This window comes from Streptomyces sp. NPDC037013 (assembly GCF_055607265.1).
Genome location: NZ_JBVJRV010000011.1, coordinates 153,971 through 172,558, shown reverse-complemented (window position 1 = coordinate 172,558; position 18,588 = coordinate 153,971). Strand labels below are relative to the sequence as shown.

General features: G+C 71.6%; 17 protein-coding genes. 6 read left to right on the top strand and 11 right to left on the bottom strand.

Going from position 1 to position 18,588, the window contains the following annotated elements:
- Positions 1-42: 42 nt before the first annotated feature.
- On the top strand, positions 43-1,149 hold the full coding sequence (locus ACZ7DY_RS35040) for a hypothetical protein (protein WP_471142894.1): 1,107 nt from the start codon (positions 43-45) through the stop codon (positions 1,147-1,149).
- A gap of 180 nt (positions 1,150-1,329) precedes the next feature.
- On the opposite strand, the gene ACZ7DY_RS35035 is transcribed toward ACZ7DY_RS35040, so the two are convergent.
- Both ACZ7DY_RS35035 and ACZ7DY_RS35030 read right to left on the bottom strand, forming a co-directional pair.
- Complete coding sequence (locus ACZ7DY_RS35035; RefSeq protein ID WP_471142892.1) at positions 1,330-2,088, bottom strand: SDR family NAD(P)-dependent oxidoreductase; 759 nt, start codon at positions 2,086-2,088, stop codon at positions 1,330-1,332.
- 117 nt (positions 2,089-2,205) lie between these two features.
- Positions 2,206-2,472, bottom strand: a complete 267-nt coding sequence (locus ACZ7DY_RS35030) for an Atu4866 domain-containing protein (protein ID WP_471142890.1) — start codon at positions 2,470-2,472, stop codon at positions 2,206-2,208.
- A 139-nt stretch (positions 2,473-2,611) separates the two neighbouring features.
- Here ACZ7DY_RS35030 and ACZ7DY_RS35025 point away from each other — a divergent pair, with 139 nt between their 5' ends.
- Entirely contained in the window at positions 2,612-3,460 is an 849-nt protein-coding gene (locus tag ACZ7DY_RS35025) for a helix-turn-helix transcriptional regulator (protein WP_471142888.1), read from the top strand.
- A gap of 61 nt (positions 3,461-3,521) precedes the next feature.
- Here the strand turns inward: ACZ7DY_RS35025 and ACZ7DY_RS35020 are convergent, their stop codons facing one another.
- Together ACZ7DY_RS35020 and ACZ7DY_RS35015 are read right to left on the bottom strand one after the other, a co-directional pair.
- Entirely contained in the window at positions 3,522-4,400 is an 879-nt protein-coding gene (locus tag ACZ7DY_RS35020; RefSeq protein ID WP_471142886.1) for an alpha/beta fold hydrolase, read from the bottom strand.
- Positions 4,401-4,478: 78 nt separating this feature from the next.
- Complete coding sequence (locus tag ACZ7DY_RS35015) at positions 4,479-5,057, bottom strand: TetR/AcrR family transcriptional regulator (protein WP_471142884.1); 579 nt, start codon at positions 5,055-5,057, stop codon at positions 4,479-4,481.
- 250 nt (positions 5,058-5,307) lie between these two features.
- Between ACZ7DY_RS35015 and ACZ7DY_RS35010 the strand changes: the two genes are divergently transcribed.
- Together ACZ7DY_RS35010 and ACZ7DY_RS35005 are read left to right on the top strand one after the other, a co-directional pair.
- Positions 5,308-6,450, top strand: coding sequence for an MFS transporter (locus tag ACZ7DY_RS35010; RefSeq protein ID WP_471143002.1), 1,143 nt, complete (start codon positions 5,308-5,310; stop codon positions 6,448-6,450).
- A complete protein-coding gene (locus ACZ7DY_RS35005; RefSeq protein WP_471142882.1) occupies positions 6,447-7,475 on the top strand; it encodes a sugar ABC transporter permease in 1,029 nt (342 codons plus the stop codon). Before ACZ7DY_RS35010 ends, ACZ7DY_RS35005 begins: the two co-directional genes overlap by 4 nt.
- Here the strand turns inward: ACZ7DY_RS35005 and ACZ7DY_RS35000 are convergent.
- On the bottom strand, positions 7,472-8,701 hold the full coding sequence (locus tag ACZ7DY_RS35000; protein ID WP_471142881.1) for an acyl-CoA dehydrogenase family protein: 1,230 nt from the start codon (positions 8,699-8,701) through the stop codon (positions 7,472-7,474). The genes ACZ7DY_RS35005 and ACZ7DY_RS35000 overlap by 4 nt on opposite strands.
- Positions 8,702-8,826: 125 nt before the next feature.
- On the opposite strand from ACZ7DY_RS35000, the gene ACZ7DY_RS34995 reads away from it, so the two are divergent.
- The gene (locus ACZ7DY_RS34995; protein ID WP_471142879.1) at positions 8,827-10,587 is read left to right on the top strand and encodes a CoA transferase; all 1,761 of its coding nucleotides are present in this window, start codon (positions 8,827-8,829) and stop codon (positions 10,585-10,587) included.
- Positions 10,584-12,251, top strand: coding sequence for a class I adenylate-forming enzyme family protein (locus ACZ7DY_RS34990; protein ID WP_471142877.1), 1,668 nt, complete (start codon positions 10,584-10,586; stop codon positions 12,249-12,251). Before ACZ7DY_RS34995 ends, ACZ7DY_RS34990 begins: the two co-directional genes overlap by 4 nt.
- Before the next feature lie 157 nt (positions 12,252-12,408).
- On the opposite strand, the gene ACZ7DY_RS34985 is transcribed toward ACZ7DY_RS34990, so the two are convergent.
- The 6 genes from ACZ7DY_RS34985 to ACZ7DY_RS34960 form a co-directional block, all read right to left on the bottom strand.
- Positions 12,409-13,233 carry an ABC transporter substrate-binding protein gene (locus tag ACZ7DY_RS34985; RefSeq protein ID WP_471142874.1) on the bottom strand — a complete coding sequence of 275 codons (825 nt, stop codon included), beginning with the start codon at positions 13,231-13,233 and terminating at the stop codon, positions 12,409-12,411.
- Positions 13,182-14,060, bottom strand: a complete 879-nt coding sequence (locus ACZ7DY_RS34980) for a metal ABC transporter permease (RefSeq protein ID WP_471142872.1) — start codon at positions 14,058-14,060, stop codon at positions 13,182-13,184. Before ACZ7DY_RS34980 ends, ACZ7DY_RS34985 begins: the two co-directional genes overlap by 52 nt.
- The gene (locus tag ACZ7DY_RS34975; protein WP_471142870.1) at positions 14,057-14,692 is read right to left on the bottom strand and encodes a metal ABC transporter ATP-binding protein; all 636 of its coding nucleotides are present in this window, start codon (positions 14,690-14,692) and stop codon (positions 14,057-14,059) included. Before ACZ7DY_RS34975 ends, ACZ7DY_RS34980 begins: the two co-directional genes overlap by 4 nt.
- 201 nt (positions 14,693-14,893) lie before the next feature.
- Positions 14,894-15,412, bottom strand: coding sequence for a copper chaperone PCu(A)C (locus ACZ7DY_RS34970; RefSeq protein WP_471142867.1), 519 nt, complete (start codon positions 15,410-15,412; stop codon positions 14,894-14,896).
- A gap of 73 nt (positions 15,413-15,485) precedes the next feature.
- The gene (locus tag ACZ7DY_RS34965) at positions 15,486-17,777 is read right to left on the bottom strand and encodes a heavy metal translocating P-type ATPase (protein ID WP_471142864.1); all 2,292 of its coding nucleotides are present in this window, start codon (positions 17,775-17,777) and stop codon (positions 15,486-15,488) included.
- The gene (locus ACZ7DY_RS34960; protein WP_471142861.1) at positions 17,777-18,025 is read right to left on the bottom strand and encodes a hypothetical protein; all 249 of its coding nucleotides are present in this window, start codon (positions 18,023-18,025) and stop codon (positions 17,777-17,779) included. The genes ACZ7DY_RS34965 and ACZ7DY_RS34960 overlap by 1 nt, the downstream gene beginning before the upstream one ends.
- Between the last annotated feature and the right edge of the window lie 563 nt (positions 18,026-18,588).

Sequence of the window (18,588 nt, the reverse complement as noted above, 5' to 3'; positions counted from 1 at the left end):
TGATGCGACGATATGACTCTTTCCGATACGGGCGGAGGGCCCTTGTTCGTTTTTGTCTGTGTGGGGTGTGGTGGCGAGTTGACCGCCCCGTTGTCCGAGGTCGCCCTGCCGGTCCATGCACGTCAGAATTACGGGAACGGGATCCAGCTTCCCGTACTGATGGAGTCGGGGACGTTCGCGGTGGACCCGGAACCCTGGGGGCCTCCGTGGCGGCGGTGGGACGAGGCAGATCCGGCCGAGGCCGAGGCGCGCGGCATCTACGCGCCGGTCCATGCCCTGCCCGACGGCCCTCCAGGCTCGATCGTGATCGCCCCCGGCGACCTCCGCGGCACCCGACTGCTCCCCGAGGAACGAGGCGGCGCCTGCTGTGGCGTCGACGGCAGGGACGGTCCCAACCTCGCCTGTCAGGCGTGTGACCTGCGTGTGGCCATCAGGATCGACGACTGCTCGCTCTGGCAGGCGGTGTGGTTGGCCCCACATGCCGTGCGGCGCCTGCCTGTTGAGGGCGCCGATGTCGCTCCGCCCTCCTGGGACGAGTTGTTGCGGGAGGACAAGCGGACGCCCCCGCTCGAACCCATCGCCACCTGGGGAGGTGTCGGCGGATCGAGTCACTACTGGTCCTGGAGTCCGCAATGGGAGGCGGCAGCGGGCCAAGCCCTCGCCCACCTGCTGGCAGCCTCCGACCGGCGGCCGGTGAAGGTCCCCGACGGTCTCACCGCCGACGTGTTCCGGCGTGCCCTCGATGCCCTGCTGCCCGCCGGCTCGCCGCAGCGGCACGCCGTACTGGCCGGACCCGGACGGCCGGTCCCCGAGGATGACGCCGACATCCTGCTCGTACCCGTACATCCGCGGACGGGCGAGACCTGGAGCCCCGACGGACCCGCCGCGTCGGCCCCTTCGGTGCCGCTGCCGATGGGGATCTGGATGTGGCTGGCCTTTCCCCGGCCGGCCGTGTCCCTGCCCACGACGGGACGGGTGCCCGACGACGTCCTCCGTGACGACCCACCGCCGCCGCGCCCCAACTCCCTGTTCCGGGCCGACCGCCGGACGTTCCAGCGCTCGTTGGTCCGACTGCCCGTCGCGCGCCAGGCGTGGGTACGGGCGATCCTGGAGAACCTCACCCAGTACGCGTCCGGCGGCCTCTTCTAGCGTCCGCGCCCGTCCGGCCTACGTGTCACGCGCAACCCACGTGTGGGATGCCACAGGTGCGTGTGGGCGCCGGTGCGGGGTGCCTGGAGTGCTGTGCAGAGGTGTGGTGCTCCGGCCGGGTGCACCTCGCCATCGACGCGTTCACGGCAGGCCCATGTCGACGTCGTACGACCGAAGTGTTCAGTGGGCGGTGAGCCCGCCGTCGACCACCAGTTCCGCGCCGGTGACGAAGGAGGAGTCGTCGCAGGCCAGGAAGAGGATCGCGGGTGCGATCTCGTCGGCGCGGCCGGCTCGGCGCATGGGGGTGCGCTGGATGTCCGGCTGCTGGTCGCCCTGGTCGTCCAGGAGTTCCTGGATCATCGGAGTGGCGATCACCCCGGGATGCACGGAGTTGATCCGTACTCCCTGCCGGGCGTACTCGACCGCGGCCGTCTTGCTCAACAGGCGCACGGCTCCCTTGGACGCCTGGTAGGCCGCGGCCGCCCCGCTTCCCACCAGGCCGAGCACTGATGACGTATTGATCACCGACGCGTTGCCGCTCGCACGCAGGAGCGGCATCGCCGCCTTCATGCCGAGCCAAGTACCTTTCTGGTTCACATCGATGACGCGGTCCCAAGCCTCTTCCCGCGTGGCCTCGATGCCCGGCCAGTCCAGGATGCCGGCGAGGTTCACGAGCACGTCCAGCGTTCCGAACCGGTCGCGTACGACGGTGATCACTTCGTCCCACTCCCGCGCGGAGGAGACATCGAGGCGAGCGGCGACGACCTCCGCGCCGCGTGCCCCGATCCGGTGGGACAGGTCCCGCAGGGGGCCTTCGGCGATATCGGTGATCACCAGCCTGGCGCCTTCGCGGGCGAAGAGTTCGGCGGTCGCCGTGCCGAGGCCGCCGGTCGCGCCCGTGATCAACGCGACCTTGCCGTCGAGTCGTTGTCCTGTCATGGAGGGGGTTCTGATTCTCGTTGCTGTCAATTGACTGAGTGTCCGACTGGGGACTTGGCTGTCTCACTGATTGGCCCGCCTTTCCCGGCACCCAGCGCAGCCGTGGCCCCGCCCCCTCTACGCCGACTTCCGCTCCCGGTAGAGCACGAGGTGTTCGTGATAGAGCACCCCGCCCCGGATGTCGCCCGTGGCGGTGAACCCGGTGTCGTCGACGTAGTCCAGGTGGCTGCCGGTCACCGTGTACCGGCCGGTGTACGCGCTGCGCCGCTCGCCGCGGGCTTCGTCGTAACGGCCGTCCGACAGCAGCTCCTGTCGGATGTGACCATCCGCGGTCACCCACATCCCGACCACGTCGACGTGGTCGCCCTCAACTGTCCCGGCCATGGCGGACTCCTCTCCTCGCATGGTGTGGTCCTTGTCGCTCCACCGAGTCTGGGCAGGTCAGCGACGGCCAACCAGGACGCGTACTGCCTGGGTGTGGCACACCCAGGCAGCGCACCGGGCCGCCGCCTAGCCTGAACACATGGACGACAACCACCTGGGAGCCTTCCTGCGCACGCGCCGCGACGGCCTGCGGCCGGAAGACGTCGGCATGGCGAGCCACCGGGCCCGCAGAGTCGCCGGACTGCGCCGCGAGGAGGTCGCCGTCCTGGCCGGAGTCAACGCCGACTACTACTCCCGCCTGGAACAAGGCCGCGAGCGCAGCCCCTCGCCCCAAGTGGTCGACGCGCTCAGCCGCGCGCTGCGCCTCGACTCCGACGAACGCGCGCACCTGTACCGGCTGGCCGGGGCCGCGCCGAGCGACCGGCCCTCCGTCCACGCCACCGAGCGGGTCAGCCCTTCGCTGCGACAGCTCATGGACGGCTACCCGAACACTCCGGCGTTCGTCATGAGCCGGACCCTGGACCTCCTCGCCGTCAACGCCCTGGCCGCTGCCCTCTACGCCCCGTTCGAGCCGGCGGACAATCTGGTCCGCATGACCTTCCTCGATCCCGCGGGCCGCACCTTCTACACGGACTGGGACCGGGCGGCACAGGCCACCGTCGCCAACCTTCGCGAGGCGACCGGATTCGACCCGGACAGCGCACGGCTACGCGAACTCGTGCGCGACCTCACCGAGCACAGCGCGGAGTTCACCCGCCTCTGGAACGCCCACACCGTGCGCGGCAAGACCCGGGGCGCCAAACACCTCCTCCATCCGGAGGTCGGCCCCCTCACTCTCGACTACCAGGCTTTCGACGTACGAGAAGCGCCCGGCCAGCAGCTCGTCATCTACCACGCCGAACCGGGCAGCCCCAGTGCCCACTCCCTCGATCTGCTCGGTTCCCTCCACGCCACCCGGAGCCGGCCCGACTCCTGGCTCCACCGCTGAGCCGCCGAGCCGCCGAGCCGCCGAGCCGCCGACGGAACATCGGCGGCCGGAGGGTCGGCGGCTACCGGTGCGCGGCCAGGAACGGCAGGACGACGGCGGCCATCTCGTCAGGCACTTCCTCCGCGAGGTCGTGGCCCGCGTCGAAGACGTGCCCGGTCACGTCGTGGGCCACGAACCGTGCCTGCTCCGCGTTGCGCTCGCCGATGAAGGCGGAGCCGCCGAGCGCCAGGACAGGGATGTCGAGCTTCTTCCGGGCGGCCTCCCGGTTCTGCTCGGCGTCGGTGAGCATCGCCCGGTAGACGGCGAGCATGGCGCGGATGCCGCCGGGCATCGAGTAGCAGCGCGCGTACTCCTCGACGGCGTCGGGGGTGGCGGTGTCGGGGTGGCTGCGCTCGTTCTTGATCATGTAGGTGATCAGTTCACGTTCGTGCCCGGAGATCAGCATCTCGGGCACGTCGGGCTGGAAGTAGAAGCCCAGGTGCCACAGGTGCATGCCGGAGACGTTCTCGGGGGTGAGGGCGGTGTGGTCCTCGAAGCCGAAGCCGGGGAGGAGGGCTTCGGCGAATACGAGTGAGGTGACGTGGTCGCGGTGGCGGGCGGCGAGTTGGTAGCCGATCACCGCGCCCCAGTCCTCGCCGACCACGGCGTACGTCTCGTGTCCGAGGCGGGCCATCAGCTGGGCGATGTCGTCGCTCATCGTCGCGGAGTCGTACCCGTCGGCGGGTCGGGCCGAGTCGCCGAGACCGCGCAGGTCGGGCACGACGACGGTGTGGTGGGGCGCCAGCTTCGGGACCAGGTGGCGCCAGTGGTAGCCGGTCTTCGGCACGCCGTGCAGCAGCACGACCGCGGGGCCGGAACCGGCGGTCCTGTAGTGCAGGCTCGTTCCGTTGACGGTGGCACGGCCGGTGCGCAGAGGCGCTCCGTCATGGTCGTACATCATGGGACATCCACTTTCTTGAGCGTACGTTCCAGAATGAGGGCACAGGAACCGAACGTCCGACGGGGATCGCGAGGACCGTCAGTCGAGCGTGGTCAGCGCGACGTCGACGAGGGGTTCGAGGGCCCGTGCGTCCGGGGTGATCTTCGAGGAGACCAGCAGACCGTTGAGGAAGGTGACGAGGAAGGCGGCGACCGCGTGCGGGTCGTGCCGCTCCGCGATCTCGCCCCGCTCCCTCGCCGCCCGCACCACCTCGGCCAGCGCCTCCCGGCTCGCCTCCTGCATGTCGCGCACGGTGCGCCGGGTCGCTTCGTCCGGCGGCAGCCGCTCGCAGACGGCGTTGACGGCGAGGCAACCCCGGCCGCCGCCACCGACGGCGATGCGGATCCGCTCCGTCAGCAGCGTACGGATCGCCGCGCGGGCGTCCGCCTCCTCCTCCAGGTCGCGCAGGGCGGCTGCCGCGAGGGTGGTGCGGTAGTGCTCCAGCGCGGCCCGGTACAGGCCGTCCTTGCCGCCGAACGCGGCGTACAAGGATCCCTGCCCGATCCCCAGGTGCTGGGCCAGATCGCGCACCGAGGTCGCCTCGTAGCCACGCTCCCAGAACAGCTCCATGGCGCGGCTCACCGCCGCCTCGGTGTCGAACTCCCGGGTTCTTGCCATGACTTCACTCTAAGCTATCTGGATCGCTCGCTCAAGAATCACGAGCCCGATCAGCTCCTCAGTTGCTGTGGTTCACGCCACACCAATGGGCGGGAACTCAGGGGCTGTTCGCGGCGACTGCTGCCGAAGACCCGGGAAATGCCGCCGGGGTGGAGCAAGGGTTCAAGGGCTTAGGAGGACGCCGGTGGCGGCGGAGCAGAGTGAGATCCGAACCACGGCCGACGGCCGCCCAGCACGGGGCACCGAGGCCATGACCGCGCTGCTGACCTGCGCCATGGCGTTCTCGATGATGCAGTTGTTCCTGCTGGGCGCCCTCGGACCGCGGCTCGTGGACGACCTGGCCGTGTCGCCGACCGTGCTGGGCCTGACCACGACCGTCGGCTTCGGGGCCGCCGCCGCGCTCTCACCGATCGGCGGGCGGGTGGTGGACAGGTTCGGCCCCCGGCGCTGCCTGGTCGCGCTGCTGATGGTGTCGGCGGTGGCGCTCGCGCTGATCGGGTCGGCGCGCGGGGCCGGATTCCTGCTGGCGGCGGTGGCGCTCGGTGGGCTGCCGCAGGCACTGGCGAACCCCGCGACGAACAAGACGATCCTGGCGGCGGTCCCCGCAGAGCGCCGCGGCTCGGTGACCGGAATGAAACAGTCGGGCGTGCAGCTGGGCGCGTTCGCCGCCGGGTTGCCGCTGGCCGCGCTGGCCGGGATCGTCGGCTGGCGGGGCGCGGTCTGGGCAGCTGCGGGGACGGCCGTGGTGGCCGCGGTCTGGGCAGCGCGTACGCTGCCCGCCGATCCGCCGCCGAAGTACGCGCCCGCCTCATGGATCCCCCGAGGCACCATCGCCTGGCTGGCCGCCTTCTCGCTGCTGCTGGGCTGCGGCATCGCCTCCGTGAACACCTACCTCGCCCTGTACGGCGTGCGTCGGCTCGAACTCGGCCCGACGGCGGCCGCCGCTCTGGTGGCGGTGCTGGGTGTCGCGGGGATCGGCGGGCGGGTGGGGTGGTCGAAGGTCGCCGGCCGGCCGGGGCGTGCGCTGTGGCTGCCGGGTGGGCTGGCGGCCGGAGCGGTGGGGGCGGCGCTGCTGCTCGCGGCCTCGGTGTACGCACATCCGCTGGCGTGGGTCGCCACTGTCGCCGTGGGCATCTTCGCCGTCTCCGCGAACGCGGTCTCCATGGTGCTGGTGATGCAGCGGGCGGCGCCCGGCCAGGCAGGCCAGGACTCGGCCCTGGTGTCGGCCGGCTTCTTCGCCGGGTTCGCGATCGGTCCGCCACTGTTCGGTCTGCTGGCCGCTGCCGGGCGCTACGGGGCGGGATGGCTGCTGGTCGCGGGTGAGTTCATGGGCGCGGGCGTGGTGGCGCTGATCTGGGCGGTGCGGGAGCGGCGATCGGTCGTACGGCGATGAGTACGGCGCGTGCAGACAAGGGATCCCTGGAAACGACCGCTGCCGTCCCCGGCTGGGCCGGCCCTGCCCTGTACTCCGTCCTCGACCGGGTGGCCACCACCCGGACCCAAGTAGGCGACCGCTTCCCGCTCTTCGCGGACCCCGGTGACGGCCGGTGGACGACGACCGGGCGGGGCTCGTGGACGGGCGGCTTCTGGGCAGGACTGTTGTGGCTCCGCGCCCGGCAGACGGGGCAGGAGGCCGACCGAGAGGCCGCCATGCGGTTCACAGGCCGGCTCACTGACTGGGTGGACGCCGACACCGCCACGCGCGGACTGATCTTCTGGTACGGGACGGCGCTCGCCGACACGCCTGAGGCCGCCGCTCTGCGCGCGCGGGCGGCCCACGTCTGCCGGGAAGCGTACGACCCCGAACTCGGCCTGATCCCCTGGGGATCGGCGTTCGGCGGCCCCCGGCTCCTGGCACGCGTGGACGGCGTGCCCGGCATGGTCCCGCTGCTGGCCTCGGTGGACCCGCAGGCGGCAGCGTCACATCTGCGGGTCCACCTTGAACTCTGCTTGGGCAAGGCCCCCTTGTGCTGGTCCTCGCGGTACGAGCGGTCTGTCGGATGGGCTCCCTGCGACGATCCACCGCCCGGCTGGAGCCGGGGCCGGGCCTGGCTGCTGCTGGCTGTCGCCGACGCCGCGCACCGTCTCGACACCGACGACCGCGCGGAAGCCGTGAGCCGCCTGCTCCAGGAGCCGGCTGTGCCGCCGGCCGACGAGGCACACCCCGAAGGCCCTCCCGACACCTCCGCCGCCGCCATCACCGCGGTGGCCCTGCTCAAGCTCGGCCACCGCGAGCGGGCCGTGGCGCTGCTCGACGAACTGGTCAGCACCCATGTCACGGCGGACGGCCGTCTCGTGAACGGCTGCTACGACCTCGCCTCGGGGACGGCGACGCGACACGAGCTGGTCTGGGGCGACTTCTTCCTCGCGTACGCCCTCGCCGCACTCACCGGCCTCGTCGGCCCTCACGACGCCTAGTGTGATGCGCCAGTATTCCTGAGGGTTGGTTCTTCTCTGTTTCCCGGCGCGTCCCGCTGGGCGCGCAGGACCCGGCGTGCGACCGACGTGATGTGCAGCTCGTCCGGGCCGTCGAGGATCCGGGCCGCTCTGCCGGTGCGAAACAGTGCCGGCAGCGCGGTGTCCGGGCCGAGGCCCGCCGCGCCGTGTACCTGGATCGCCGCATCCGCCACCTGCTGCAAAGTACGCGCGGCGGCCACTTTGGCCAGACCGACCTCGACGTGGGCGTCGAGTCCCGCGTCCAGGCGGGCCACGGCTTCGTACACCAGCGGACGGGTCGTGCGCAGGGCGAGCAGCGATTCGAATACGTGGTTCTGGACGAGCTGGAGGTCGCCGAGCGGGCCTCGGGAGCGGGTACGGGTCACCGCGCGCTCTCGCAGCAGGTCGAAGGCCCGGCGTGCCTGCCCGAGCCAGCGCAGGCAGCGCAGGGTGCGGCCGAGTTGGAGCCGTTCGCCCGCAACGGCGAGAGCCTTGCCGCGCTCGCCGATGAGGTGGTCACCGTCGACCACGACCTCGTCCAGGGCAATCTCCCACTGCCCGCTCGCCCCGAACACCGGCAGCTCCCGGACCACTCGGAAGCCGGGTGAGCCGGTCGGCACCAGAAGCAGCGACAGCCCCTCCCGGTCCGTCGCTTCCCCGTCGGTGCGGGCGAGCACCGTCACCAAGTCGGCGTCCGCCGCGCCGCTGGTGAACCACTTCCGCCCGCTCACCCGCCAGGTGCCGTGCTCCCCCGGTACGGCGCGGGTGGCGGTGAGGAAGGGATCCGTGCCCGGTGTCTCCGGCTCGGTCATCGCGTAGCAGGCCCGTATCTCCCCGGCGACCATGCGCTCGGCGTACCGGTCGCGGACGCCGGGGCTGCCGTGGCGCCACAGCATCAGCGCGTCGAGCAGGGATGCCGAGCCGAGCACGGCCGGTCCGTGGTCGCTGGTTCCCTCGGCCTCGGCGACATGGGCGTACGAGCGCAACGGCAGCCCCTGGCCGCCGAGTTCGGCGGGTAGCGGGAGCGCCCACAGCCCCTCGGCTTTCGCCTCCTGTTGCAGTCCGCGCAGGAGGGTTGTGGCCTCCGGCCCGCCGGCGTCCAGCACCGGCTCGTGGGGCGTCACCCGGTCGCGCACGAATGCTGCGACGCGATCTCTCAATGCCGCTGTGTCCGGCGGACAGTGCGGCACGCCGGTGATGTCCTCCATGCGAATTTTCCTCACTTCTCTCAGAGGTCACGGGAACCCGGGCCGTCGACCGTCCGACTCCCTCTTCCGTGGAACTGGTCGGGGGCGATCGCCCCCGGGTTCCCGCGCGTCAGGAAAGGAGAGGCATGGCAACTCCAGCCACATCGGCAACCGCACGGACGGCCGGACCGCTCGACGGGCTCCGCTTCGAGGGTTCGGGTCCGCCGGGCGTGGCGGACCCTCTGGTCGCGGAGCATCTGAGGCTGCTCGGCGCCCGGCCTGACGGCAGTTCGGGAGGCCGGTTCACCGTCACCGGGCGAGACGTCGGCGAGGTCTCCGCTCGCACCGTTTGGGGTGAGACCGCGACCGACGAGGCCACCGTCCAGGCAGCGACCGGCATCATGGCGGTGCATGGCCGGCGCGACGGCGCCCCGCGTGGCCTCGCGGTCGACTACGCCGCCACCGTCACCGGCGTGCTCGCCGTGCAGGGGCTGCTGGCCGGGCTGCTGGCACGGGCCCGTGGCGGCGGGCGCGTCACGCAGGTCGAGGTGAGTGCCGAGCGGGCCGGTCTGCTCACGGTCTCCCAGTACCTGGCCGCCGCCGGGGCCGACGAGGACGAGGCCGCGGAACTCGCCCCGGGCGGCCCGCCGTTCACGTCCGCCGAGGGAACGGTCTTCGAGTTGGAGACGCTCGACCCGGGCGTGTGGGCGGCCTTCTGGCGAGCCCTGGACGCTCCCGAGGATGCGATACGGCGGGGGTGGCGGCCCTTCCAGTTCCGGTACGCCACCGCCTGCGCACCCTTTCCCCAAGTCCTGCATGCGACAGTGCGAGCGAGCGGTTGGGAGCGGATCCGGAAGGCCGCCGTCTCATCCGGCGCCGATGTGTGCCCGTTGAGGTCGCTGGCCGAGAGAGCGGCCGAGTACGACGGGGCCGCGCCCTGGGAGCTGACCCCGCACCACGCCACGTACCTCCCGCGCGGAATCCCCGATGGCGGGCCGCTCGCCGGGTTCACCGTCCTGGAGGCCGGTCGCCGTATACAGGCCCCGCTCGCCGCCCACATCCTCGGCCTGCTGGGGGCGGAGGTGATCCGGATCGAGCCGCCGGGCGGCGACCCGTTGCGCGGTATGCCGCCCGCCTGTTCGGGCATTTCGGCGCGGTGGCTCGCGCTGAACCGGGGCAAGAAGGCCGTCGAGGTGGACATCAAGTCCCCCTCCGACCAGAAGCGGTTGCGTGAGATGGCCGCCGACGCCGATGTGTTCCTCCACAACTGGGCGCCGGGCAAGGCCGCTCAACTCGGCCTCGACCACGCGGACCTGGCCAAGGCCAACCCCTCGCTCGTCTACGCCTACACCAGCGGCTGGGCCGACCGATTGCCGGGCGCCCCCATGGGGACCGACTTCATGGTCCAGGCCCGCACCGGAGTCGGTGAGGCGGTACGGCCCGCCGACGAGGTGCCGGCGCCGTCCCTGATGACGCTGCTCGACGTGCTCGGCGGGCTACTCGGTGCCGAGGCGGTCCTGGCAGGCCTGCTGCTGCGCGAACGCACCGGCTGCGGAGTGCGGGTGGACTCGTCGCTGCTCGGCGCCGCCGACGTACTGACCGCCCGCGCCCGGGGCCGGGCCGCCCAGGGACTCGACCCGCGCCAGCCGTCCGGTTTCCGCCGCCCGCTCCGCACCGCCGACGGCTGGATCGCCCTGCCCGACCACTCCGCGATCCCGGACGACGTGAGAGAGACGTCGACGGCTATGAGCGAAGTGTCGACGGTTCAGGCGCTGGCGCGGCTGCGCGACCGCGGTCTGGCCGCCGTCCCGGTCGTCACCGACCTCGCCGATCTTCTCTCCTCCGGCTCGATCAGCCGCGATGCCCACGGCGCCCCCGCCGTCCCGATCCCCTGGAGCTTCGTATGACCGTAGATCTGCACGACCTGCTGCCCGCCGAGCTGCGCCGCTCCTGGGCGGTCGACGGCACCTGCCCCGACCTCGATCTGTACAGCCTCTTCCGCGCCCGCCAGATCACCGATCTGCACCGCACGGCGGTCCTCGATGCCAAGGGAAAACTCTGTTACACCGCGCTCGACCGCAAGGTGCGATGTCTCGCCGCCGGGCTGTCCGGGCTCGGCATACGCGCCGGTGACGTGGTCGGCATACAACTGCCCAATGGGCGGAACGCGGTCATCGCCGATCTCGCGCTCGCCGCCTTGGGCGCCGTCGCGCTGCCCTTCCCGGTCGGCCGGGGCGGGCGGGAGGCGGTCTCGCTGCTGCGCAGAGCGGAGGCGGTCGCCGTCATCGCAGTCACCGAGCACCGCGGCAACCGGCACGCCGCCGACCTGCTCGCCCTGACCGGCGAATTGCCCGCACTGCGCACCGTGATCGCCGCCGGATCCGGCACGGCCCCGCACGACGCCGTCGCCTTCTCCACACTGCTGCGCACCGATCCGAAGTCTTTCACCGCGGCCCGCCCCGACCCCGACTCGGCCGCCCGGATCCTCGTCTCCTCCGGCTCCGAGGCCGAGCCGAAGATGGTGGCGTACTCCCACAACGCCCTGGCCGGCGGCCGCGGCAACTTCCTCGCCTCCCTCATCCCCGACGCACAGCCGCCACGCTGCCTCTTCCTCGTACCGCTGGCCTCCGCCTTCGGCAGCAACGGCACCGCCGTCACGCTTGCCCGGCACGGCGGCACCCTCGTCCTGCTGGACCACTTCACCCCGGAGGCCGCTCTGGACGCGCTCGCCACGCACGAGCCCACCCACGTCCTGGGCGTGCCCACCATGATCCGGATGATGCTGGACCGGATCGCGGACGGCCACCACCCGGCGTTCACGCCTCCGACGGCCGTCGTCGTCGGCGGCTCACCGCTCGACGAGGCCACTGCCGAGGAGGCCCGCCGGGTCTTCGGCTGCCCCGTCGTGAACCTCTACGGCTCGGCCGACGGCGTCAATTGCCACACCGGGCTGGGCGACGAACCCCTGAGCGGAGAAGGACCCGGCATTCTCGCCGGACACCCGGACCCACGTGTCGCCGACATACGCATCGCCGTCTCCGACGCCCCCGAGTTCCAGGAGGCGCCGAAGGGTTCCGTCGGCGAGATCGTCGCCCGCGGCCCCATGACCCCGATGTGCTACGTCGCCGCCCCTGACCTCGACGCCCGCTACCGAACCGCCGACGGCTGGGTGCGCACCGGCGACCTCGGACTCATCGAGGAGGACGGCACCCTGCGGATCGTCGGCCGCCTCAAGGACGTCGTCATCCGGGGCGGGGCCAACATCAGCCCGGCAGCGGTGGAGATCGAACTTGCCACGCACCCGCTCGTACGGGATGTGGTGTGCGTCGGGGTGCCGGATCCACTCATGGGCGAACGGCTCGCGGCCTGCCTCGTCCCTCGGGGCGACGCCCCCGCACTGGAAGACCTCTCCGCACACCTGGACGCGCGTGGCCTGGAGCGCCGCAAGCATCCCGAACGCCTGCTGATCGTCGATGAGTTGCCACTGACTCCGGCAGGCAAGCCGGACAGGGCTCTCCTGCGCGAGTGGTGCTCCGCACAGGCACCGGACTCCCTCGCCCAGGCCGTCTGATCCGGAGAGCCTTGAACGCAGCTCGAACAGTGCGCCGGTAGGGCCGACGACGCGGGGCCGAAGCCATCTCTTGTGGCTTCGGCCCCGCGTCGTGGGCTCGGGCTCTCGTCCCGCGCTCAGCGGGCAACGGTCTCGATGCTGGGAGTGATGTCCGCCGCTACGAGGCCATGGCCTTTTTGATCGTATCCGCCGCGTTCTTGTAGACCGCCATCAAGTCCAGGTCCTTGCCGGGGTAGTTGACTATCTCCACCTGCTCGGCCCCCGAGTCCGGCAGCACCTTGCCCGTCGTCATGTGCGCGTTGTCGAAGACGTACGCGGGCTTCTTCTTCGCCAGGTCGGACAGCTGTTTGGCGGACACGGCCTCAGGACCGTACGTACCCGCCACGTGCGCGCCTGCCAGCTTCGCCGACCAAGCGGAGAAGACCTGGGCGACTACGGTCGGGGCCTTGCCGTTCGGCCACGCCCCCTTCAACTCCTTCTGCAACGTGCCGTACTCGCTCTTGAAGGACGCGTCCCACTTCGCGGCGGCGTCCTCGGTGCCGAACAGCCTGCCCAGCCGCGCGACTTCGGCACGCGCCTTGCCGGCGTCGTTGTCGAGTTTCACCTCGACCAGCTTCGCGTCCGACCCGGCGGCTTCCTTGATCTTCTCCGCGTACGGCTCGAAGGGCGCGTAGAGCACGAAGTCGGCACCCGCGACAGCGGTGAGGTCGGACGGCTTGGGGTCATGGTCCGGGGCGTGCTGCGCGGACGACGGGACGATGACCTTCACGTCCTCGGCGCCGGCGGCCTTGGCGTATGCGCCCTCCCACGTGGTGGTGGCCACGACCACGGGGGCGTCGTCGTTCTTCTTCCCGCTCGTGCCCGTGTCCGCGCTGTCGGCCTTGTCGGAACCGCACGCGGTGGCGGTCAGGACGAGCGCCGCGCTCAGGCTCAGTGCGAGGGCGGAAGGGACACGGGCGATGCGGACGCGGTTGCGCGCCATGAGGTGATTCTCCGTTCGGGGATGAGATGGACCGCCAGGACGACGAGCCCGGCGGCCAGGACGAGCACGGGTCCGGGCGGCCAGTCGAGCTTCAGCGCGACGAGGAACCCGGCGAGGTTCACGACGACACCGATGCCCACCGCCCAGGCGGTGATGGATTTCAGGGACGTGCCGAGCCGCCGCGCGGCCAGCGCCGGCAGCAGGGTGAGCGCGTCGACGAGCAACGCGCCGGTCAGCTTGATGGCCCCGGCCACGGAGACCGCGACCAGGACGAGCAGCAGGAGGGTGAGCAGGTCGACGCGTACCCCGGAGGAGAGGGCGAGTTCCCGGTCGTAGAGCAGGAGGGCGAGGTCGCGGTGCCGCCACCAGAACAGGGCCGGCACGACGACGGCAACCACGCCCAGCAGCCACAGGTCGGCCGTGCCCACGGACAGGATCGACCCCCACAGCAGCGCGAAGGCACCCTGAGCGTTGACTCCGGAGACGGACAGGACCAGCAGCGCGGCGGCGATCGCCAGACTCATCAGCAGACCCATCGCGCCCGACAGCCCGCCCGGCGTACGGGCGAGGGGCGCAACCCCGGCCCCCGACAGCGAGCAGGCGACCAGCGCGCACAGCATGGGATCGAGCCCGGTCAACAGCCCCACTGCGATGCCCAGCAGCGCGACGTGCATCATCGCGAACCGGACCGGCATGATGTCCAGCCCCACGATGACGACGCCGATCACGGGCAGACCGATCGCGGCCAACAGCAAGGCGGCACCTGCCCGTTGGACGGGTATGAGCTGGAGGAGCGGTCCGATGTCGGCGGCGGCAAGACTGTTCACCGGGCCTCCCTCAGGCTGCCGGCGGCCATCTCCAGCACTCTGTCGCAGCGGTCGGCCAGGGCGCGGTCGTGCGTGACGACCACCACGGTCACCGGCAGCGACAGCAGGACGTCCGCGGCCTCCTCCTGCCCGGCGAAGTCAAGGGCGGCGGTGGGCTCGTCGGCCAGCAGCACCCCCGCCCCGGCGGCGACACAACCGACCGCTCGGGCCAGATACATGCGCTGCAACTGCCCTCCGGACAAGGTGTGCAGCGGCCGTCCGGTCAACGCTCCGACGCCCAGCTTCCCCGCGGCCTCCACGGCTTCGGCCCGTGCTCCGCCACTGGCCAGCAACTCGTGTGCCAGCAGCGGAAAACGGCCCACCGCGGGCTTCTGCGGAATCCAGGCACACGCCCGGCGCCGCCAAGCCCACTCGGCCGCCGACCCGGTGCCCCGCCCGCCGACCGTGATCTGCCCGTCGGCCTGGCGGTGCAGGCCCAGCACCGCTCGGATCAGCGTGGTCTTGCCCGACCCGTTCGTACCGGTCAGCGCGACCCGTTCGCCGGGCCCGATGTCGAGATTCACACCCTGTACGGCCTCGACGCGACCGTGCCGACAGGCGACTTCCCGCATCCGCACATCCAGACCGTCCATCCCACCTCCTGTATCGCTTCCCGAGAGGAGTCGGAGAGCGAGGGCGGTGAGTTCCCGACGCACCAGGTGAATTCACGAAGCCTTGCGGTATCGCTCCTCCACGCGTCGGCCCGCCGGGCACGAACTCGATGCGTTCTGCCGGGCTCGTTCCGACCGAGACCGGACCCCGTGACCGCAGGTCGGAGTTGAGTGCGGGCACCCTCACGCACCGAACCCGCCGGGGCGGACCACGACGGCCAGCACCTTGACCGGCCCGCTGCGCCGGAAGTGCAGCGTGAACGGCACGAAGTCGAACTCGCGCCACCCCGCCTTTGCCCGCAACGTCACGTCCAGACCGGACGGAGACATGGCAAGGCTGCCGCCGGCGGGGACCTCGGCAGAGTTCACCGTCTCCGCATACGCCGCCCTGTTGTCGGCCATGCGGTGCCGGCTGAGCGAGGTGGCGCCGTCCGCGCCGGACATCGTCACCTTCAGCAACCGGTCGTCGTCGCCTCCGGAGTTGGTGATCCGGAAGAAGGCGGCGGTTTCCTGGGTGTTCCCGTACGGCAGGAAGACGCGTGCGTCCGTGACAGCGATCCGCGCGGGAGTGCCGGCATTGCCGGAGGAGGTCCAGACGGTCAGGCCGCCGAGGGCCACTCCGCAGGCGGTGACGGGCGCGAGCGCGGTGAGCAGGGCGTCGGCGAGCCGACGGGGGGCCAGGCGCCAGGGGTGCACCATCATCGTCCGCCTCTGGTCGTCGTCATGGCAGGGTGGCCAGGCGGGGCCTGCCCGTGAACAGGCGCGGAGCTGGAGATCATTGTTCCCCCCTCGGGACAGGCGAGGGTCGCCGCTTCCGCACGGTGGAGGGCTGCCAGGCCCGCAGCCGCAGGCTGTTGCCCACCACCAGCAGCGAACTCATCGACATCGCGGCCGCGGCCACCATCGGGTTGAGCAGGCCCACCATGGCGAGCGGCACCGTCACCACGTTGTAGCCGAAGGCCCACACGAGGTTGACCCGGATCGTGCCCAGGGTGCGCCTGGCGAGCAGGACCGCGTCCCCGAGGGCCTCGATGTCGCCGCGCACGAGCGTCACGTCGGCGGCGCCGATGGCCGCGTCCGTGCCCGTACCCATGGCGATGCCCAGGTCGGCACCGGCCAACGCGGCGGCGTCGTTCACGCCGTCGCCGACGACAGCGACCCGGTAGCCCCGCTCCTCCCGCAGCTCGCGTACGAGTTCGGCCTTGCCTTCAGGCGTGCAGCGGGCGTGCACTTCGTCGATGCCGAGAGCAGCGGCGACGGCCCGGGCCGGCGCCTCCCCGTCTCCGGTGGCGAGTACAGGTCGTACGCCGAGACGCCGCAGCCGATGCACGGCTCGGTAGCTTCCCGGTCGTACGACGTCGCCGACCTCGATCAGCGCCTCGGCAACCCCGTCGACCTTCACCAGGACGGGCGTGTGTGCCGCGGTCTCCGCCGCCGACAGTGCTTGCGACAGTGCTGGGGGCAACTCCTCGTCCGGAGTGACGACTTCGACCAAGCGCCCCTCGACACGCCCTCGGACTCCGCGGCCCGCCTCGGCGCTGAAGTCGCTCAGTCCCGGCAACCGCCGCTCGGGCAGGGTCCGGCGGACGTACGAGATGATCGCCCGGCCCAGCGGATGCTCCGAGCCCTGCTCGACCGCCCCGGCCAGCCTGAGTGCCGCCTCCTTCCCCGGTCCGTCCGGCACCGTCGTGACCCGGGCAACGCTCATGTGCCCGGAGGTGAGGGTGCCGGTCTTGTCCAGCACCACGGCGTCGAGGTGCTGGAGCCCTTCCAGTGCCCGCGGCCCCTTGATCAGCACACCCAGCTGGGCACCCCGCCCGGTCGCCGCCATCAACGCGGTCGGCGTCGCCAACCCCAGCGCGCACGGGCAGGCCACGACCAGCACGGCGACGCACGCCGTGATGGCCGCCTGCGGATCGGCCCCGGCGCCGCGCCAGAATCCGAGCACTGTCACAGCCAGCGCAAGCACCACCGGGACGAAGACCCCGGCCACGGCGTCAGCCAGCCGCTGCGCCTTCGCCTTCCCGGCCTGCGCCTCGGTCACCAGCCGGGTGATCCGGGCGAGCTGCGTTTCCGCACCCACGGCCGTGGCCCGCACCAGCAGCAGTCCACCCGCGTTGACGGCCCCACCGATCACCGCGGAGCCCGGCTGGACCTCGACCGGCTCACTCTCCCCGGTGACCAGGGACAGGTCCACGGCGGAACCGCCCTCCACCACCTCCCCATCGGTGGCCACCCGCTCGCCGGGCCGCACGACGAAGACCTGCCCGACCCGCAACTCCTCCATGGCGACGCGCTGTTCGGCTCCGCCCTCGCGCACCGACACGTGTTTGGTGGCGAGTTGGGCCAAGGATCGCAGCGCGGCACCGGTCCCCTGTCGTGCCCGCGCCTCCAGGAACCGCCCGGCCAGCACGAACAGCGGGACACCCACGGCCGCTTCGAGATAGATGTGCGCGACGCTGTCCGAGGCGGAAGGCACCAGGCTGAACGGCATCCGCATCCCCGGAACGCCCGCGCCCCCGAGGAACAACGCGTACGCCGACCAGGAGAAGGACGCCGCCACACCCAGGGACACGAGGGTGTCCATGGTCGCCGTCGAGTGCCGCAGTCCCCGGGCGGCGCGCACGTGGAACGGCCACGCTCCCCATACGGCGACCGGCGCGGCGAGCACGAAACACAGCCACTGCCAGTTCCGGAACTGCCAGGCGGGCACCATCGACAGCACGAGCACAGGCACCGCCAGCAGCGCGGTGATCAGCAGCCGGTCCCGCTCCTGCCGGACCTCCCCCGTCTCCCCTTCCCCACGGTCGTCCTCGCGTTGCCGCTTCTTGGGAGGCTCGGGGAGCGCAGCCACGTAGCCGGCCTTCTCGACCGTCGCGACGAGGTCCTCGGGACGGATCTCCACCGGATGGCTCACCCGGGCCCGCCCGGTGGCCAGATTGACGGTCGCCGTGACCCCGTCGAGCTTGGCGAGCTTCTTCTCGACCCGTCGTACACAGGCCGCGCACGTCATCCCGCCGACGGTCAGGTCCGTGGTCACCAGAGCGAGCGCAGGTTCCGTGCCCATCAGCCGCCGCCCCCATGCATGCCGGGCATGTCGTGCCCGTCCTGCGTGTCTCCCGTGTCCGTGCCCCCACTGGTCCGCGTGGTGCCGTGCATGCCGGGCGCGACCGGTCCTGCGGCTGCACCGACGGCGTACGACGCCGCGAACATCAGCACCAGCAGCAGAAGGAAGCCGCACAGCGCGGGCGGCGGCACCAGCATCCGCGGCGCCGTCTCCCCGCCGGAGGAGGGGGTTTGTCGGGACTCGTCCATACCGGGTCTCGTCTCCAGTCGCCTCGTACGGCGTCGGTCGGATGTGGGTCGTGGCAGTTACAGGAGTCGGAGCCGGACACGAGCGTGTTCCCCTGCGGCTCTATGGCGTGCGTCACACCGGGCCGGCCCGACGCCTTCCGGCAATTTGGCTTCGCCCGGTCGGATTCGTCGGCGGCAAGCCGACCGGCGTACGGCTGGTCGGTTCGTCTGGGACTCCTTACGTCGCCTCGGGAGCGCACAGGAGCGAGAGAGGGGGCGTACGGGCGTACGTACGCGCCACTCGGCCCCGTCCCGTGCCAGCATGACCGTCCTAAGCAGCCGACCGTCCTGCTCAACCGCACCACGCCAGGCACACCGGAATCAGGGGTGGCGGGCGCGGAGTACCCCTCCGGGCCGCCCGGGCAGCCGCCCGGCCCGGGACCCGACCGTCCTCCTCACGACACCCAGCCGCACGGGTCCCCCACGACCGCCGGTCCACGACCACATCGGGACGGGGCGCGGGCAGCGGTGCGGCGCCCTCCGAACGAGATGGCGCAGCCTCGCGACCGCATCAGACGTGGAGT

What these genes read in the sequence shown, in the direction of transcription:
- ACZ7DY_RS34965 (WP_471142864.1), bottom strand. Translation starts at nt 17,777, where the DNA reads ATGGGCACGGAACCTGCGCTCGCTCTGGTGACCACGGACCTGACCGTC.
- ACZ7DY_RS35030 (WP_471142890.1), bottom strand. Translation starts at nt 2,472, where the DNA reads ATGGCCGGGACAGTTGAGGGCGACCACGTCGACGTGGTCGGGATGTGG.
- ACZ7DY_RS34960 (WP_471142861.1), bottom strand. Translation starts at nt 18,025, where the DNA reads ATGGACGAGTCCCGACAAACCCCCTCCTCCGGCGGGGAGACGGCGCCG.
- ACZ7DY_RS35000 (WP_471142881.1), bottom strand. Translation starts at nt 8,701, where the DNA reads ATGGAGGACATCACCGGCGTGCCGCACTGTCCGCCGGACACAGCGGCA.
- ACZ7DY_RS35025 (WP_471142888.1), top strand. Translation starts at nt 2,612, where the DNA reads ATGGACGACAACCACCTGGGAGCCTTCCTGCGCACGCGCCGCGACGGC.
- ACZ7DY_RS35035 (WP_471142892.1), bottom strand. Translation starts at nt 2,088, where the DNA reads ATGACAGGACAACGACTCGACGGCAAGGTCGCGTTGATCACGGGCGCG.
- ACZ7DY_RS35005 (WP_471142882.1), top strand. Translation starts at nt 6,447, where the DNA reads ATGAGTACGGCGCGTGCAGACAAGGGATCCCTGGAAACGACCGCTGCC.
- ACZ7DY_RS34975 (WP_471142870.1), bottom strand. Translation starts at nt 14,692, where the DNA reads ATGGACGGTCTGGATGTGCGGATGCGGGAAGTCGCCTGTCGGCACGGT.
- ACZ7DY_RS34985 (WP_471142874.1), bottom strand. Translation starts at nt 13,233, where the DNA reads ATGGCGCGCAACCGCGTCCGCATCGCCCGTGTCCCTTCCGCCCTCGCA.
- ACZ7DY_RS34970 (WP_471142867.1), bottom strand. Translation starts at nt 15,412, where the DNA reads ATGATGGTGCACCCCTGGCGCCTGGCCCCCCGTCGGCTCGCCGACGCC.
- ACZ7DY_RS34990 (WP_471142877.1), top strand. Translation starts at nt 10,584, where the DNA reads ATGACCGTAGATCTGCACGACCTGCTGCCCGCCGAGCTGCGCCGCTCC.
- ACZ7DY_RS35010 (WP_471143002.1), top strand. Translation starts at nt 5,308, where the DNA reads ATGACCGCGCTGCTGACCTGCGCCATGGCGTTCTCGATGATGCAGTTG.
- ACZ7DY_RS35015 (WP_471142884.1), bottom strand. Translation starts at nt 5,057, where the DNA reads ATGGCAAGAACCCGGGAGTTCGACACCGAGGCGGCGGTGAGCCGCGCC.
- ACZ7DY_RS34995 (WP_471142879.1), top strand. Translation starts at nt 8,827, where the DNA reads ATGGCAACTCCAGCCACATCGGCAACCGCACGGACGGCCGGACCGCTC.
- ACZ7DY_RS35020 (WP_471142886.1), bottom strand. Translation starts at nt 4,400, where the DNA reads ATGATGTACGACCATGACGGAGCGCCTCTGCGCACCGGCCGTGCCACC.